The organism is Paenibacillus sp. OK003 (assembly GCF_900109515.1).
In the GTDB taxonomy this organism is placed as follows: Bacteria; Bacillota; Bacilli; order Paenibacillales; family Paenibacillaceae; genus Paenibacillus; species Paenibacillus marchantiae.
Genome location: NZ_FOBD01000007.1, coordinates 40,668 through 54,439, shown reverse-complemented (window position 1 = coordinate 54,439; position 13,772 = coordinate 40,668). Strand labels below are relative to the sequence as shown.

17 protein-coding genes are annotated in these 13,772 nt (G+C 48.8%); all 17 read right to left on the bottom strand.

The features are described from left to right. Position 1: 1 nt before the first annotated feature. Entirely contained in the window at positions 2–697 is a 696-nt protein-coding gene (locus BMW94_RS12130) for a LysM peptidoglycan-binding domain-containing protein (RefSeq protein WP_090998607.1), read from the bottom strand. Next, complete coding sequence (locus BMW94_RS12125; RefSeq protein ID WP_090998605.1) at positions 698–2,671, bottom strand: hypothetical protein; 1,974 nt, start codon at positions 2,669–2,671, stop codon at positions 698–700. It abuts the gene before it with no gap. Between the two features lie 200 nt (positions 2,672–2,871). Further along, positions 2,872–3,294: a phage tail assembly chaperone gene (locus BMW94_RS12120; protein ID WP_090998602.1), complete on the bottom strand. Its 423-nt coding sequence runs from the start codon at positions 3,292–3,294 to the stop codon at positions 2,872–2,874. A gap of 176 nt (positions 3,295–3,470) precedes the next feature. Then, a complete protein-coding gene (locus BMW94_RS12115; protein ID WP_090998600.1) occupies positions 3,471–3,929 on the bottom strand; it encodes a phage tail tube protein in 459 nt (152 codons plus the stop codon). Position 3,930: 1 nt separating this feature from the next. Beyond that, positions 3,931–5,247: a phage tail sheath family protein gene (locus BMW94_RS12110; RefSeq protein WP_090998597.1), complete on the bottom strand. Its 1,317-nt coding sequence runs from the start codon at positions 5,245–5,247 to the stop codon at positions 3,931–3,933. Further along, a complete protein-coding gene (locus tag BMW94_RS12105) occupies positions 5,247–5,483 on the bottom strand; it encodes a YqzN/YkzM domain-containing protein (protein WP_090998595.1) in 237 nt (78 codons plus the stop codon). Before BMW94_RS12105 ends, BMW94_RS12110 begins: the two co-directional genes overlap by 1 nt. A 21-nt stretch (positions 5,484–5,504) precedes the next feature. Beyond that, a complete protein-coding gene (locus BMW94_RS12100) occupies positions 5,505–5,933 on the bottom strand; it encodes a phage tail terminator family protein (RefSeq protein WP_090998593.1) in 429 nt (142 codons plus the stop codon). 115 nt (positions 5,934–6,048) lie between these two features. Continuing rightward, complete coding sequence (locus BMW94_RS12095) at positions 6,049–6,615, bottom strand: hypothetical protein (RefSeq protein WP_090998591.1); 567 nt, start codon at positions 6,613–6,615, stop codon at positions 6,049–6,051. 2 nt (positions 6,616–6,617) lie between these two features. Beyond that, positions 6,618–6,926, bottom strand: coding sequence for a hypothetical protein (locus tag BMW94_RS12090; RefSeq protein WP_090998589.1), 309 nt, complete (start codon positions 6,924–6,926; stop codon positions 6,618–6,620). Further along, positions 6,927–7,523, bottom strand: coding sequence for a tail fiber protein (locus BMW94_RS12085; protein ID WP_090998587.1), 597 nt, complete (start codon positions 7,521–7,523; stop codon positions 6,927–6,929). Beyond that, a complete protein-coding gene (locus BMW94_RS12080) occupies positions 7,523–8,113 on the bottom strand; it encodes a YmfQ family protein (protein WP_090998585.1) in 591 nt (196 codons plus the stop codon). The genes BMW94_RS12085 and BMW94_RS12080 overlap by 1 nt, the downstream gene beginning before the upstream one ends. A 137-nt stretch (positions 8,114–8,250) precedes the next feature. Next, the gene (locus tag BMW94_RS12075) at positions 8,251–9,390 is read right to left on the bottom strand and encodes a baseplate J/gp47 family protein (protein ID WP_090998583.1); all 1,140 of its coding nucleotides are present in this window, start codon (positions 9,388–9,390) and stop codon (positions 8,251–8,253) included. Positions 9,391–9,394: 4 nt separating this feature from the next. Next, positions 9,395–9,850: a DUF2634 domain-containing protein gene (locus BMW94_RS12070; RefSeq protein WP_090998581.1), complete on the bottom strand. Its 456-nt coding sequence runs from the start codon at positions 9,848–9,850 to the stop codon at positions 9,395–9,397. Beyond that, positions 9,843–10,253, bottom strand: coding sequence for a hypothetical protein (locus tag BMW94_RS12065; protein WP_090998579.1), 411 nt, complete (start codon positions 10,251–10,253; stop codon positions 9,843–9,845). Before BMW94_RS12065 ends, BMW94_RS12070 begins: the two co-directional genes overlap by 8 nt. Beyond that, a complete protein-coding gene (locus BMW94_RS12060) occupies positions 10,246–11,232 on the bottom strand; it encodes an XkdQ/YqbQ family protein (RefSeq protein ID WP_090998576.1) in 987 nt (328 codons plus the stop codon). The genes BMW94_RS12065 and BMW94_RS12060 overlap by 8 nt, the downstream gene beginning before the upstream one ends. Beyond that, entirely contained in the window at positions 11,229–11,858 is a 630-nt protein-coding gene (locus BMW94_RS12055; protein ID WP_090999070.1) for a LysM peptidoglycan-binding domain-containing protein, read from the bottom strand. Before BMW94_RS12055 ends, BMW94_RS12060 begins: the two co-directional genes overlap by 4 nt. 54 nt (positions 11,859–11,912) lie before the next feature. Further along, complete coding sequence (locus BMW94_RS12050) at positions 11,913–13,589, bottom strand: hypothetical protein (RefSeq protein WP_090998574.1); 1,677 nt, start codon at positions 13,587–13,589, stop codon at positions 11,913–11,915. Positions 13,590–13,772: the final 183 nt, after the last annotated feature.

The window sequence follows — 13,772 nt, the reverse complement described above, 5'->3', positions numbered from 1 at the left end:
TTCACGGAAGCTTGATCACAAGTCCAATCGGCAGCTTCTTCAGTTGTGCATCTTTGATGCCATTTAGCTTCTGCAGCTCTTTCCAGCGAGATCCATCTCCCAAATGGGCTTTGGCTACAGACCACAAGGAGTCTCCGGCTTTGAGAGTGACAGTCTTGGGCTGGATTTTTTCATTGGGCCGGGAATCTTTGGTTTTTGTTTTCGAAGCAGCAGTATCCTTACTGTCCTTAAGTGGTATCACTTTTTTGGCAGCATAGAAAATGAACTGTTTCAGCTTGATATCATATTGGATATCCCCTACCGTGCCCGCTGTCTCCTTCCAGTCGAAGCTCTCAATGGAAACCGCCATATTAATGGTGTACCTTGCGCTGGAAAAGAACAGCCTGACGGGTCTGCCCGTCTGCATCCAACGAATAATCTTTTTCACATATTCATAGGGATCACGGTAAAACTGCTTCTGAATTGCCGGATGTCTTGCATCGTAGTTCAGATGATACGGGCTGTAGTCTGCCGGAAAAGTCCCGCTGAAACTGACTTCACGCAGCTTCGGCGACTTGATCACGTTAATTTCACCCAAAGCGCTAACGTTAAACGTACTACCGTCTCCCGAATCCGAAAACTCAATGCTCTCTGGTGTCACCGGGAAAAACATGTATTCAGAACGGTTATTGAAACTAAGTTGAATATAATATTCCATTTATCCATACACCCCCTGGGCACTGGAGACGATCTGACTGTTCAGTCCATCGGTGATTTTGCTGATAATGCTGTCCACATCATGTCCGCTGTTGATATCCCCTGTGGTGACCTGAACGGTTGGCATCAGACTGACAAATCGTTGGATCGCCTGCATCTCGGCAAGCTCACGCATCAATTTCAGATCCTCGCTCGTCACATCCACTGTGCCGTCCACGTCACCGATCTTGTCCACCTGTCCGATATTGTTAATTTTGTTGATGTTACTCATATTGCTATTGGGAACAACGGTGGGAGCAGGTGCAGTTGGTATCGATGGTACGGAAGGTGTTTTGGGAGTAGAGCCGCCGAAGTTTCCGGGTAATTTTGTTTCTTTGGAATTTGGATCAGGCAGAGAAGGTATTTTTGATAATAGTTTTTTTGCTACATCTTGTCCCTTGTCAGAAACCTTTGGATCGAATTCTCCGTCCATTCGATTCATGTGGAATAAATCTTTGTCACTCTGTGGCTCAAATGATTTCAATGTATCCATCCAACCCTTGACGTTTTTACTAGCAATGTTGATATCCGCTTCGGACATGACAGCTAAATTTGTACCAAAGATATCATTAATAAAGGAAGCTACCTTCCCAATTGCCCCCATCGCTTTGCCCAGAAAGTCCTCAATTCCTACAATAATATTGTAAAACATCTGCATCGCGAACATTCCCAAATCATAAAGCAATTTTTTACCTGCATAGATTGGATCTATAAACAGGTTAGCTATGAACTCTGCGAATATAGCAAATCGATTCCACATCGTGGCAATCACAACCCTTACCATCTCTCCAAGCAGCATAAATGTACCGATAATTGCTCCCAAAATCTCAGTTCCCGATATTCCCATCATGCTTAAAATACCGATAACAGCTGCGATGGCAGCAATGACGAGTAGAATAGGCCAATTCAGTAATAACCAGGCTGCAACCAGACTGTAAACTTGGATAATGACCAAAGCCAGAGCCACAAGCGCAAGCGCCATAAGGATCGGCTGAATAATATCCCAGTTTTGTTGGATCACACTTGCTATATACAGAATGCCATTTACCAGCATCGTCAGCGCGTTTGCCACAACCGTAAATGCATTGCTAAGCCATTCAATAATGCCAGTGAATTCACCATTGGCAAAAGCCTCATTTAATCGATCAAGTAAAGGCGTCAACGCAACCAGAGCTGCCTGTCCAATCTGGCCGAGAACCCCATTAAACTGATTCACCAGTGCATTCCACTTCTGTAGTGGTGAGTCAAGCATGGTGTCAAAAGCTTGTTGGGTATAGCCTTGTTTTTGTAAAATGACATCAAGCTTTTTCATAAAATCATCCAGATTGGATGAATCAATACTTTGTTGCAGACCTGCTCCATTCAAAATCTCTTCTGGAATATTAAAAGAGCTTGCCAGTTCACCGTTATCACCATTCATTGCGGCCACCAAAGCCCCTGATGCATCCGAGATACTTTTACCGTCTGGAGAAAGCATGCTTAACCGTTTAGTCATGTCTCTCAGCTGATCAACCTGATCCGTATTCTGCGCATACGGGATGAGAGATAATGCACCTTGCAAAGCATCCGTAACATTCTGTCCGCTCTTGAACGCTTCCGCACGGTAGCGATTAAAGATCGTCTCTCCCTGAGCATCATCACCCGTAGCAGCCTTATAGCGATGCTTCAGATCCTCTTCCTGCGCCGCTGGTACAAAAACCGCTTGTCCTGCTGATTTCATCATGCTGATCCAGAAACGCACGCGCTGGGCTCCTTCTGCAAAAGCTGCGTTTACTTTGGCTTGTTCCTCGGATACCCCTTGTAACAGTTTGGATGCCATTGCGATACTATTTAACCGTGCAGAATTAAACATGGCACTTATAGCAGCAGGTAATTGTTGAAATTGCGTTACTATACGTGTTGAAGTAAGGTACAGTCTTGCAAACATGGCATACATTCATTTCTCCCTCCTTTCCTTTTATTTCTTCCGGGCGCGATTCTTGGACCGTTCTTTCTTCTCTTCTTCCACCCGGATGGAGATCATCGCATAGATCGCCGCTCGTTCTCGCATGGAAAAGGCCATTAGCTCGTGCGGCAAAATGTTCAATTCATGGAGAGCGTAATAAGCCAGATTGGCTTCGGAATCGCCCTCTTTAATTAGTTTTTTACGTCATCCACCAGTTCGTTCATGTCCTGATTGAAGCCGTTCAGCTTCTGAACCTGATCGCCGAGCGAAGCAAATTCCCCAGGCAACAGCATTTTCCGCAAAAGCGATTCCGCGCCCATTACGCCATATGAACGCTGGAGTTCTGCATTTTTCAGATCGGGAAATACTACACTTGCGCTCATCAGGCGGGCCATGTAATCATTCGCATCGATGTCGGGTGTATAGACACCGTTCTTGCCCTTAATTTTGCGGGTAGCCGCTTTGCGGCATTCCTGGTTTTCGTCCTCGGTCATGCTGCGCAGTTTCCAAGCTACTGGCTCTCCTTTATCATCTTTGAATCGGGGGGATACGATAAACTCCTCCGTTGTATCTGTTGCTGCATTTTGGGCAAAAAACATACTCAATCCACTCATGTATTGTTCCTCCTCTAAAGTTAGGCTCCCCGCTGCAAGAAGCGGCGAAGAGCAGTAATTTTGAAACGCCAAATAGCCCGTAACACAGGCAAGTTGAACAGGTTTCTTTTACAAACCCGTTACTAATTTATTTATACTCTTAATAAATCTCAAATCATTATGTTTTCCCCGCTACATTACTTCGGCAGATTGAACGATACAGGCATATCGACATCTTCAAACGTAAAGCTCACTTCTTCCTCCAGTGCCTCCGCCTCGGTATCCAGGGATGCTATGATCACACTGTCGAGGTTGACGCCTTTGAGGGTCACGGTCTGTTTGCCAATCGTAGAGGAAGGATCTTCGTTGGTCACTTCAATGTCGAAGTACGTGTCCACACCATTCTGCATGTACTGGAGCATCAGCTCGCGGAAACGGGATGTGGTATAAAAGATCGTCATAGAACCCGAGCCAGACCAACCAGTTGCTTTGTGCTGTACACCGCGTCGGCCAAGGGTTTTAACCTCTGCTTTTTGCTTTTCCACGGTTGCTTCAAGTGTCTTCACATAAAACATTTCTTCAGTTTGTCCGTTAATCGTTGCGTATGCGCGGCCTTCCTGGCCGGAGATTGTGTCGCTTGCTTTCAAAAATGCCATCTTAAACCACCTTCACTTTCATATATACTTTTTCAACGGAATCCACAGGTTGGACCTGAATCTCGATCAGAATACTGTCCGTTTCATTGCCTGGAGCAACTGTGATATCAGTTTTGGAATCAAAATTTTGAATCGCCCCGATATCCTGAAGCTGCTTCAGGTAGGTGACACATTGGGAACGGAACAGGCTGCGCCCATCTTCGTTGTTGTTCACTTTGCCGATGTAATAGGACTCGAAGATCCGTTTCATATCGTTAGCAATCCCATCGAGAACACGCACCACACGGTTTTTGGCAAAATGACGTGCCTTATCCGGTGTAACGGAACGGAATGTATTCACGTCCTGCTCTACCACTGCGCGGTTGCTGCTCGCCGTAAACACAAACTCGCCATTACGCAATGCTGCTTCTGTCTCGCTATGTGTCAATCTGCCATTCACATCCACCGCATCGTCATAGGCGCGGAACGTCAGGGATTCATTCAGGTTAGCTCCCGCTGTTGCGCCGGCAGTCCATGCTACGGTTTGTTCTGGCGTAAGAACGGTACCGTCTGTGAGAACAACACCATTTTTGACACTGATAATACCTTCATGGTCTGCAGCCGGATAATCGGACAGAACCAGTTGCACTTTCTTGCCTTCGGTATCACGCAAGCGCTTGATGTAGGCTGTGTAGACCGACTTGAGTGTGGCATCGTCTGAGATCAGACCGACCGTGTTAAAATCCAGCACCTCTAGCTTGGTCAGGAAATCGGCATGCTCCTGGTTGGTTGCTGTATCATCCAATCCACCTGTTAGTGGTAGTGACGCAGTAGCTGTGAGTGCCCCTTCACCAGTAAATGTAACGTATGCGTTGGATTCCAGAGCTTCGATGGTAGACGCGGTTTGTTTGTCTACTTCTATACCCGCTAGCAAAGTGGAGACATCCAATTGTTCCGGTTCATTGATATTGGTGGAGATTACAATAGCCAGATCATTACCGCGTGCGCCGCCGTGTTGGGCTGTCACTGTCAGTTTGTCCAAGGTTGCCTTGGCTTTTGTCCCTGCATTCAAACGATAAAGTAGCAAAGTCTGTGCCCGTTTCAATGCCTCGCGAATAAGCAGCAATTGCGGCGCTGTCCAGTCATAGCCCAGTTTGGCTTGTACATCCTCACCTGCTTGTACCGTCAAGATCGTACCTGCTTGTCCCCAAGACAAAGGAAGTGCCAAAGCCACTGTTCCTCGCTCACCTACCGTACCCGGCAAGGAGCCCTCTGATGCAAAATTCATATATACGCCGGGGCGTACCTTGTTTTGAGTCGTCCATGTTCCTCCAGCCATTATTGTGCCTCCCCATTCATAAATTGTTGGATGTGTTGCTGTGCTTCTTCCATGGTGTATGTTTCATGTTCCAGCAGCACGGCTGCCAAAATGTCCTTTTCCATTCGGCTCAGTTGCCGAGATTCGGCGAACTGTGCTTTGTTGTATTTCTGGTTGGTTACCCGCTCAGTTTCTGGTTTCTTATTCTCCGGTTCTTTCTTCGTAAACATCGCCAACACGCTTCCCATTCCTTTCATGTAAATCCCCTCATTTGATTATTATTCATTCGTAGCTTTAAGTGTGGTAGGGCGCTGTTCCAGTTGTTGCATGGTAGTGGCAGACCCCGACACTTTGACGGTTCGCATGGTGTAGTACACAAGTAATCGTGGTTTGTCGTTATCTGTCTCCCAACGCAGTTCCGTTGCTCGATAGGGTGTGCCCTCTACGTCGATGGTTTCCAGTGCTTCGAACAGCTCGTCCGGCAGGGTCGCCGGGATATTCTCTGCTTCTAGCCAGCGGATTTCGAAGGCATGGGATTGCACGAAGCGATCGCTGCGTTCCCGAGTGAGTTGAGCGGACAGCAGGCGGTAGGTGATGCCTTTAGTGTCCGCGGTGGGGCTGGTGCCCGTTGCTGGGTGGATCGGGAGGTTAGGAAAATGCTGAGTCAGAGCGTCAGCGATGGCAGTGTTAAGTTGGCTTGCGGTCATGTTTCACCTCCTTTGAATCGATCAGAATTTAAAGTATAAGGTAGTCATCAACTTGAATAACTTCCCTCTCATCTCCACTTAGACTGTCTTTCTATTTAGTTCTCTGTTTATCCATTCAGACTGAGATGAGCCTTGTATTTTGCATGAAATAGTCAACTTGACCAGAAGATGTAGCTGCAGCACGTAAAGCAACAACTAGCGACAAGGGACCGTTGACATTGAAAGCAGTCGGCTTGCTATTTTGAACTACTGTCCATGCCACTGATGAGTTTGCATAGTACATACCGTTAGATGTCACACAAGAACAAACGTTTTGACCACTAACTAAATCAATTTGAGCATGCAGAAAATTTGTAATCCCTTCGTTAGTTGCAGAACCATAAACCCTGTTCCCAACCTGCCATAAAACACCGTTAGAATCCCTTAAGGCAAGAATGGCATCAATACCGCTTCCAGAGCCAATTCGAATCCGCGGTACATATTCGTTGGTTGAAGTCGTCACCAAAGATATTAATTTTGTTCCTACAGGAAATGTAGCGAAAGTGTAAAAAACTGTGCCTGCAGTATTTCCTGAAAATACCGAACTTCCTCCATTAATAGTAGGACTGGTAAATTGATAGTTGGCGAGGTCCGGTGCACTTAATTCAAAATTATCTAAAGTGAATTTATCCAAAGTAGGCATTATTACACCACCTCTTTACCACTAATGTATACGTTCACTGCACTTGAAATGGAAGCAAATGCACCTATTTCCTCACCAGAATGAACTACTTGATCAAGAAACGGTATGACAATAGTGTCACGCGCCTTTACTAAATGAGACGATACAATCCAAGTCCCTGCTATGTTTAAACTAAATGTTTGATCAGTTGTACCATAATTACAGACCGTGATAGCTTTTATAATAGATCTTGCTCCACTTGGAACTGCATAAAGAGTGGTAAGACTCGTACCCAAAACTCCTCTATAAAACCTTTTAGTTGTTATCGCCATTTATATTGTCCCCCATAGGTTTGATTGATCGAGAGTCACGTCTGTATAGTCTTTAATATTCTTCTCAGCCGCAACCCTCGCATCCCTAACAGCCTTCTCCGTAGCAGCCAAATCTTCACGGGTGCCATCAACTGCGTTGGACAGTTGGACGATACCCTTATCTGTTATGGATGCATCATTAATAACGATTTCCCCGATTTTCTGATCGGTGTATACCTTTACCTCTTCAATATCATCCCTTGTAGGTACCTTTATCCATGGACCCCATCCGACATAGTAGTTCCTTTGAAAAACTTGTAGGTTACTCGGTTCAAAGGTTGTTAGAGTTTGGACCACACCAGCATGTCTTTCTATCGTCAAATGAAAGGCTACTCCTACTGGAGAATTAGCTAAAGTTCCTACTGTGGCATTCGTTGGGCAATAATATTCCCCTTCTGTAATATAGCTATTAAGATCCGATTCCGCAGGTATAAGGATGGATTCACGTGTTGCAACGCCTACGTCAATCTTTTCAAAAATCCTGTTAATACTCTCTCGGGTCACATTCTCGTTCCCCAAGGGAAGAGGCAATTTCAGTCGATCTGTTTCTTTTGGCATTACGCCCACACCTCCAGTTCATTCCACGTCAAGGACGCGGCATCGAGTTCGTCCCATGTCATCTGTTTGTCGTCCAGATCATCCCAGACCAGATAACGATATCTATATTCCACGGCCATGTGGGCCGGTTTCAATTCTTCAATCGCACGTTTGAGATCATCGATATTGGGCGGGCTGCCCATCGTATCCACAAAGCTCACCGTAAAACTCCACGTTTCCGGCTGAAATGTCACATCTACCTTGCCCCCATCATACGCCTCAGCCACATTCGCAACCTGCCTGCCCGAGAACTTTCCTGCCCCGCGCAGTTTCGACTCTACCACGGCACGCCTTTGTTCCACAGGTTTGAGACGATCTGTCTCAATGCCAAGCTCTTCTTCCCAGAAGTCCAGCCCCCACGTCGCCGTGCGTACAAAGAACTGCTCCAACGTCTCATCCAGCGCCTTGTAAAGCAGATCCATTTCACTGCCTTTGGCCTGCATATCGGCCTGCATGACACGCGAAGTCTCGTAATATCTCGGCAAATACGAGAACAGTTCCCGCCCTTTCTCACTCGTCAGTCCAACATCTACAGTAGAAGGAGCACTCATGCCCTGTCCCCTCCCTTCCTTGCACATCAATATGGAGCGTCTCGCTCACCAGCTTCAACTCAGATCGGCGTACTTCTCCCAATCTTTCTTGGTCTCCACACTCCAAAACTACTTCCTCATCCATCATCTGCCCAACACTACTCATGCACATCCACCGCCCCCAGAACCGCCACCTGACTCGCGGTCATCTCAATATTCTGGTCGCTTACCCCGTTTACGGTCAGCTCCGAATAGTCGATAATTGGCGGGATGTCGAGCAGAATCGCGGCAATGCGGGTGTAACGTACAAGTGGGTCGGCAAAAGCCAACTGTTTCAGATACGCAGTCACCCCGCGTTCGATCAACGCCCTTACATCGGCCAACGTCGCATCGCTTGCCAGCGTCAGCTTCACCTGAATGTTCATCGGCACTTCCTCTGCCGGCATCACCGTCACAACCGGGCCAGCCGGGGCAACGCCTTCACCCTGTCCATCCTGCGTTGGGTCTACGTATTTCTGCACCGCCGCTACCAGATCGCTACCCGCGGCACGTTTGTCCGTATCCAGCAGATACAATCCCACCGTGCCCGGCCCCTGCCACAACGGGATCACACGCGTTGCACCCACACCTGGAACCTCACTGGCCCATTGCACATATTGCGATTTGTTACCGCTTGTCCCCTGATTGCGGACTTTAGCATAAAAGCGTTCCAGCAGCGCCGTATCTGCCTCAACATCCGCACCGCCTTTAATCACCTCCACATTAGTAACAGAGGTAACGCCACTCACTGGTGTGGACAGCACGGTCACGGTGCCCGCAGGCACATTGCTTTCTTTTCCGGCAACGAGCGCCCGCACGCCAACACTACCTAGTCCATCTGCATCCAACTCCACACGACCAACCGTTTCATATTCCAGCGAAGCCTCACCGGAGATTTCATCCGCCAAAGTCGCCACAACCGTACCCGCAGGCACCACTTTCCCCGGCGTACCAGCAAACTTCACTGTACCTTGCGCCACTACAGCAGCCCGCCGCGTAATGCCATGCTCCCCCGCCCGCAGATCCAACTCTTCCGAACGAAAATTCGGATCACTGCTCGCTGCCGTACTCGCAAACCCGCGCCGCAGTAATTCCTGCGCCCACAATGCCGCCTCAGACAGCATAAAGGCAACTGGAGCCTCCGCATCCCACAGAAACGAACCCTCCGACTTATCCAGATCCGCGGGCAGACGATCCAGCATACGCTGCATAATCTGTTCCTCCGTCTGGTCCTCCAAATAACGCGGAATCTCAGCCATCCCGTCAGATCACCTCACTTTCCAAAATAAACATCTCTTCCTGCACACTCGCCACACGACACGAGAACATGCACTGCTCCCGATTCCAATCGAACGTAAATTGGTCCACCGAATCCGTGCGTGGATCAGCAAGCAACGTCTCCGTCACCATCCGGGTGATCTCACTTTCCATCACGCCCCGGCTGTCCCCCTGACCAATCAACTCATCCAGCTCCGATCCATAGTTTCGGGAGTAAATCACATGTCTGTACCGCGGCGTTTTCACGGTCTTAATACACCATTGCACCCAGGCTTCATGAGCACCCGCCGCAGCAACTTTGCCACTTGGAGTCAGCACAAAATCCCCCGCATCGTAATCGAATCGCCAGCTCCGTCCAAATCGTACCTCTTCCGAAGCCTCCCCCGACAGATCTTCCTCATCTCCCCATACCAAACCCGTTTCCGGGAACAAACTAGGCATGCGCACTCACCACCTTACACAGCACCACAATGTCGTTACCGCCATTCACCCGCATCGCCAGCACACGGTCTCCAGCTTTCAATCCTTTACCAAGAGACCACACCGCTTCTTCCACTTCCCCTTTTTGCAAAAGAAACCTTCCCGTTCCCGTCGTTCCGCCGTTTGCCACGTCAGGTATACCGGAAATCGCGCCAGCAGCCTCGCGCTCCGGCAGTCCAAGCGTGCCCGGCAGCTCGGCCACGAGATAGTCCTGCACTTCGTGCTTGAAATCATCCAACTTCACGCCGGATGAGGTCATCGTGCCCAGTACCGCGCCCAGCCCGCTCACAGCCTGACGAGAATGTGTGCTCATCGCACCCCGCATGACCTCGGCAAAATGCCCGTACGGATCATCTTTATTCAAGGTAAACCCTCCTTTTCACCATCTCGACCGTGCCCAGCTCCAACGTCATCGTTCCAGGTCCAGCGGACAGATCACGGCTAACCGACATGACGATCAGTTTCAGCCCTTTGAGCAGCACCGCGTCTCCGGCACGAATCGTATTCACATCCGGTGCGGTTACGGTAAAGGTCTCCTGAATACCCGTCAGACGGCTTTTCGCCAACTTCTTGGCCGCAGTCGCTGTTTTCACCTGATCGTCCTCTATCAGCTTTTGCAGTGTGCCCAGTTCGGCTACACCATCCTGCTCAATCGCGAGCACTTTGGAAGGAACTTCTTTGCCACTGCTGGACTCCGAGGCCGCCATCACTTTAACTCTGGTGACCGCGCCTTCGAGCGTACGCATCTGGGTCAGATCAATCAGTCGATCCAGCTCGTGCACCTTCGCATTGCTGCCAACCTTGAATAACTGCAACCCGCCGGGCGTCATCCGCGGATGATACATATCCCCACCGGATTTCACCGTTTCCTTCAGATCGGCAAACATCATCGAAAAAATCGTCTGCGACCGATACACCGCTTTGCTCAGCTTCGTTTTGGTATCCGGTAGAGCGGCGTATGGGATTTTCCATTCCTTAGCATACGTTTTGAGTCGCTGCGTGGCAGTTTGGTCTTTCGGCAGCAGGAACTCGTCCTCTGATTTTTCCAGATAAATCATCCGGTCGTAGACGGTCAGGGACAGTCGCTTGGTGCCGCTGTTTGAGCTTTCCACTTCCCAGATGACCGCAGGGTGCAGCAAGTGGACCATTGATTTTTCGCCAAAAGGAATCCCGCTGATCCGCACCGCCATACCCGGTGAGATCGCTGGCAGACCCGAAGACGCAGACACCGCCAGCCGGATGTTGGCCTGATAGGCAATCTGGTCGAGCGAGTCCTTCAGCGTAATCGTCTCCACCAGCTTGGTAATGTCATATTTGTCGTCGACAATGACCTTGTAGGTCATGGCATCACCAGCTTTTGTCCCGGCTTGATCCGGTTCGGATCACTGCCGATGATCTTCACATTGAGCTTATAAATCTCGTTCCATTTGGAACTGCTGCCCAGTTCAAGCTTTGCTATTTTGGACAGGGAATCGCCAGATTTGACGGTGTAGGTCTTGCTGCTCGTTTTCAGATCCGTACGAGAACCTGACTTGCTCGCAGATGTTGCGCCGCCAACCTTCTCCACTTTGGAATCCCGCCACGTGCGCAGCGTAATGTCAAAGTAAATATCCCCGCTCTCACCGCCTCGAAAGGTCGTATTGTGCGAGATCAGATACACCGGCACGTTTACCCCCGTATTGGTAATGATAAAGCGCAGCGGTTTCTTCGATACCAGAAACGTATTCAGCATATTCATCGCAACACGTGGATCAGGCAAAGGCTCGTACATGCAATAGGACGCATCATATTCTTTGGGAAAAAAAGAAGAGAAGGTGATTTCCTTCACCTTCTCCCCCTGCGCAAAATCAAACTCGCCATACTCCAGCATATTAATCGTCTCATACCCTTTGGATCGGGAGATCGTCAGTTCTTCCGGTTTTACCGGGAATTGAAACTTCGTTTTCCCATCGATCAGGGTAAATTCCATTTTGACACCTTCCACGTTATCTTTAAAAACAGTCATGACAGGCCTCCTTTCTGCTTAGGCCATAATGGTTTTGCGATTCTCCATCGCACGGCGCACTTCACCTGCAAATCTCATTCCAACCTGATGTGAGATGGCATCGTAGTCGATAGCATTCTCCCGGACAGTCACCTGCACAGCACCTTGTGGTACGTTGACGGAGATCTGGTTGGTCGTCTCGGTTTTGAAATCCTTCAGGTAACCGGACAGACTGCTCATCTGGTCTTCGGATATTTGTACCGTCATCGTGGACGATTTGCCATTGGCATTTCCAGCAGGTTGCGCTCCGTTACCTAGACCCATGGCTTGGGACTGCATCACGCTTGTTCCCATGAAACCAGCAGATGTAGACTGGCCGACTTTACTGTTCATATATGCTGCTGGACCCGTCATTGTCAGTGCCGGTGGAATATAGGCAGTTGGCATCTGCGGACCTGTTGCTATTTGCGACGTTGAAGCGACCGTTGCCGCCTGGGATACGGGGACAGTGGATACGGATACGACAGGCTTCTCTTCCTCTTTCTTGGAGCCAAAACCGAAGAAACTGGATATGCCATTGAACATATCCTTTGATTTCTCCATAACAATATTCGTTCCCTGCACAGCAAGATTCGCCATTTTCGAAATACCCTCTGCATGGTTATTGATAAATCCACCTACCTTATCGCCAACCCAGTCACCGGCTTTCTCACCGAGCCACCCCCCTATTGCACCGCCTGCCAGGGTTCCACCCACCGGAATTACACTACCAATGATGCTGCCAAGAGTTGTTCCTAATGCACTACCAGCAACAGAACCTAATGCACGCACTCGTTCCTCTGGAGGAGCGCTCCCAAGATCTTTAATATTGCTAAGCATACGAATCGGCGCAAATAGCTTGCCTGCTCCCTTAGCTAATCCGCCACCCAGTTTACTCATTATTCCAGAGGTTCCACCACCTCCTGCTCCACCACCACTGCCACCAAATAACCCTTTGACATCTCCCCACATTCCATCTATACCACCGATTAAATCGGACCCTGCGGTCGAGAAATCGTTCATAAAAGTAGCTCCGCGTTTCGTAACCCTAACCGCTTTTTTCCATTTATTACCTGGTGTGGATGGACTGGTTATTTCTCTCCACAGCTTTTTACCACTACTCCTGGCAGCGAATCCTTTCTGCACACCAGAAGAAATCGATTTGCCTCGATCAAACATGCCCTTCATCTTTTGCAAAAAGGATTTAGGTTTTTCTTCGGTTGCTGAGGCTCCCCCAATATTGATGGAATCCAGCTTGGTGCTCAGCACATTAATTGACTGCGTATTTATACTCAAAGCATCTATTAATGGCTGTGAATTCACATTAACGGACACACCTGAAATTTGGTGACTCACTTTGAGCTGCACATTAGCTGTAGCATTCAACATCTTAGATCGGATTTGTTTCATTTTTTTCAACAAACCATTTAATGCTGGAGTAGCACGGTCAGCCAAATCAACCGTCGGCGTGATCCGCAACCTACTCAATCGCACAGCCGTACTATAAACACTCTCCAACCTACGCCCAGTCGTTCTAAGCTCATTGTTCACCTTGATTAGACTCTGATAGCGAACTCTGCCCAGACGTTCGGTAGAACGCTGTATCTGATCCAGATATCGGATGGTCGTTCGCATTTCCGCGTTTGATTTGGACAAGCCCACAATCATTTCTGCCATTTCTTTCACCCCCTGACCAATCTAGTTATCGATTCATTTGCGAGGTGATCGCTGCCATTTCCTCTTCCGAGAAAGCAATCAACAGCGAGCGCTCCCCGCGTGGCAAAGACCAGAATTCTCCGGGCCGTAGATGATGACGCACCCACATATGATAAAGGAACGTGGTCATCCCGCCGGAGTGAA

What these genes read in the sequence shown, in the direction of transcription:
- BMW94_RS12070 (WP_090998581.1), bottom strand. Translation starts at nt 9,850, where the DNA reads ATGCCTAGTTTGTTCCCGGAAACGGGTTTGGTATGGGGAGATGAGGAA.
- BMW94_RS12090 (WP_090998589.1), bottom strand. Translation starts at nt 6,926, where the DNA reads ATGGCGATAACAACTAAAAGGTTTTATAGAGGAGTTTTGGGTACGAGT.
- BMW94_RS12060 (WP_090998576.1), bottom strand. Translation starts at nt 11,232, where the DNA reads ATGACCTACAAGGTCATTGTCGACGACAAATATGACATTACCAAGCTG.
- BMW94_RS12110 (WP_090998597.1), bottom strand. Translation starts at nt 5,247, where the DNA reads ATGGCTGGAGGAACATGGACGACTCAAAACAAGGTACGCCCCGGCGTA.
- BMW94_RS12105 (WP_090998595.1), bottom strand. Translation starts at nt 5,483, where the DNA reads ATGAAAGGAATGGGAAGCGTGTTGGCGATGTTTACGAAGAAAGAACCG.
- BMW94_RS12100 (WP_090998593.1), bottom strand. Translation starts at nt 5,933, where the DNA reads ATGACCGCAAGCCAACTTAACACTGCCATCGCTGACGCTCTGACTCAG.
- BMW94_RS12075 (WP_090998583.1), bottom strand. Translation starts at nt 9,390, where the DNA reads ATGGCTGAGATTCCGCGTTATTTGGAGGACCAGACGGAGGAACAGATT.
- BMW94_RS12055 (WP_090999070.1), bottom strand. Translation starts at nt 11,858, where the DNA reads ATGGAATTTACCCTGATCGATGGGAAAACGAAGTTTCAATTCCCGGTA.
- BMW94_RS12095 (WP_090998591.1), bottom strand. Translation starts at nt 6,615, where the DNA reads ATGCCTACTTTGGATAAATTCACTTTAGATAATTTTGAATTAAGTGCA.
- BMW94_RS12130 (WP_090998607.1), bottom strand. Translation starts at nt 697, where the DNA reads ATGGAATATTATATTCAACTTAGTTTCAATAACCGTTCTGAATACATG.
- BMW94_RS12125 (WP_090998605.1), bottom strand. Translation starts at nt 2,671, where the DNA reads ATGTATGCCATGTTTGCAAGACTGTACCTTACTTCAACACGTATAGTA.
- BMW94_RS12080 (WP_090998585.1), bottom strand. Translation starts at nt 8,113, where the DNA reads ATGAGTGCTCCTTCTACTGTAGATGTTGGACTGACGAGTGAGAAAGGG.
- BMW94_RS12050 (WP_090998574.1), bottom strand. Translation starts at nt 13,589, where the DNA reads ATGGCAGAAATGATTGTGGGCTTGTCCAAATCAAACGCGGAAATGCGA.
- BMW94_RS12085 (WP_090998587.1), bottom strand. Translation starts at nt 7,523, where the DNA reads ATGCCAAAAGAAACAGATCGACTGAAATTGCCTCTTCCCTTGGGGAAC.
- BMW94_RS12120 (WP_090998602.1), bottom strand. Translation starts at nt 3,294, where the DNA reads ATGAGTGGATTGAGTATGTTTTTTGCCCAAAATGCAGCAACAGATACA.
- BMW94_RS12115 (WP_090998600.1), bottom strand. Translation starts at nt 3,929, where the DNA reads ATGGCATTTTTGAAAGCAAGCGACACAATCTCCGGCCAGGAAGGCCGC.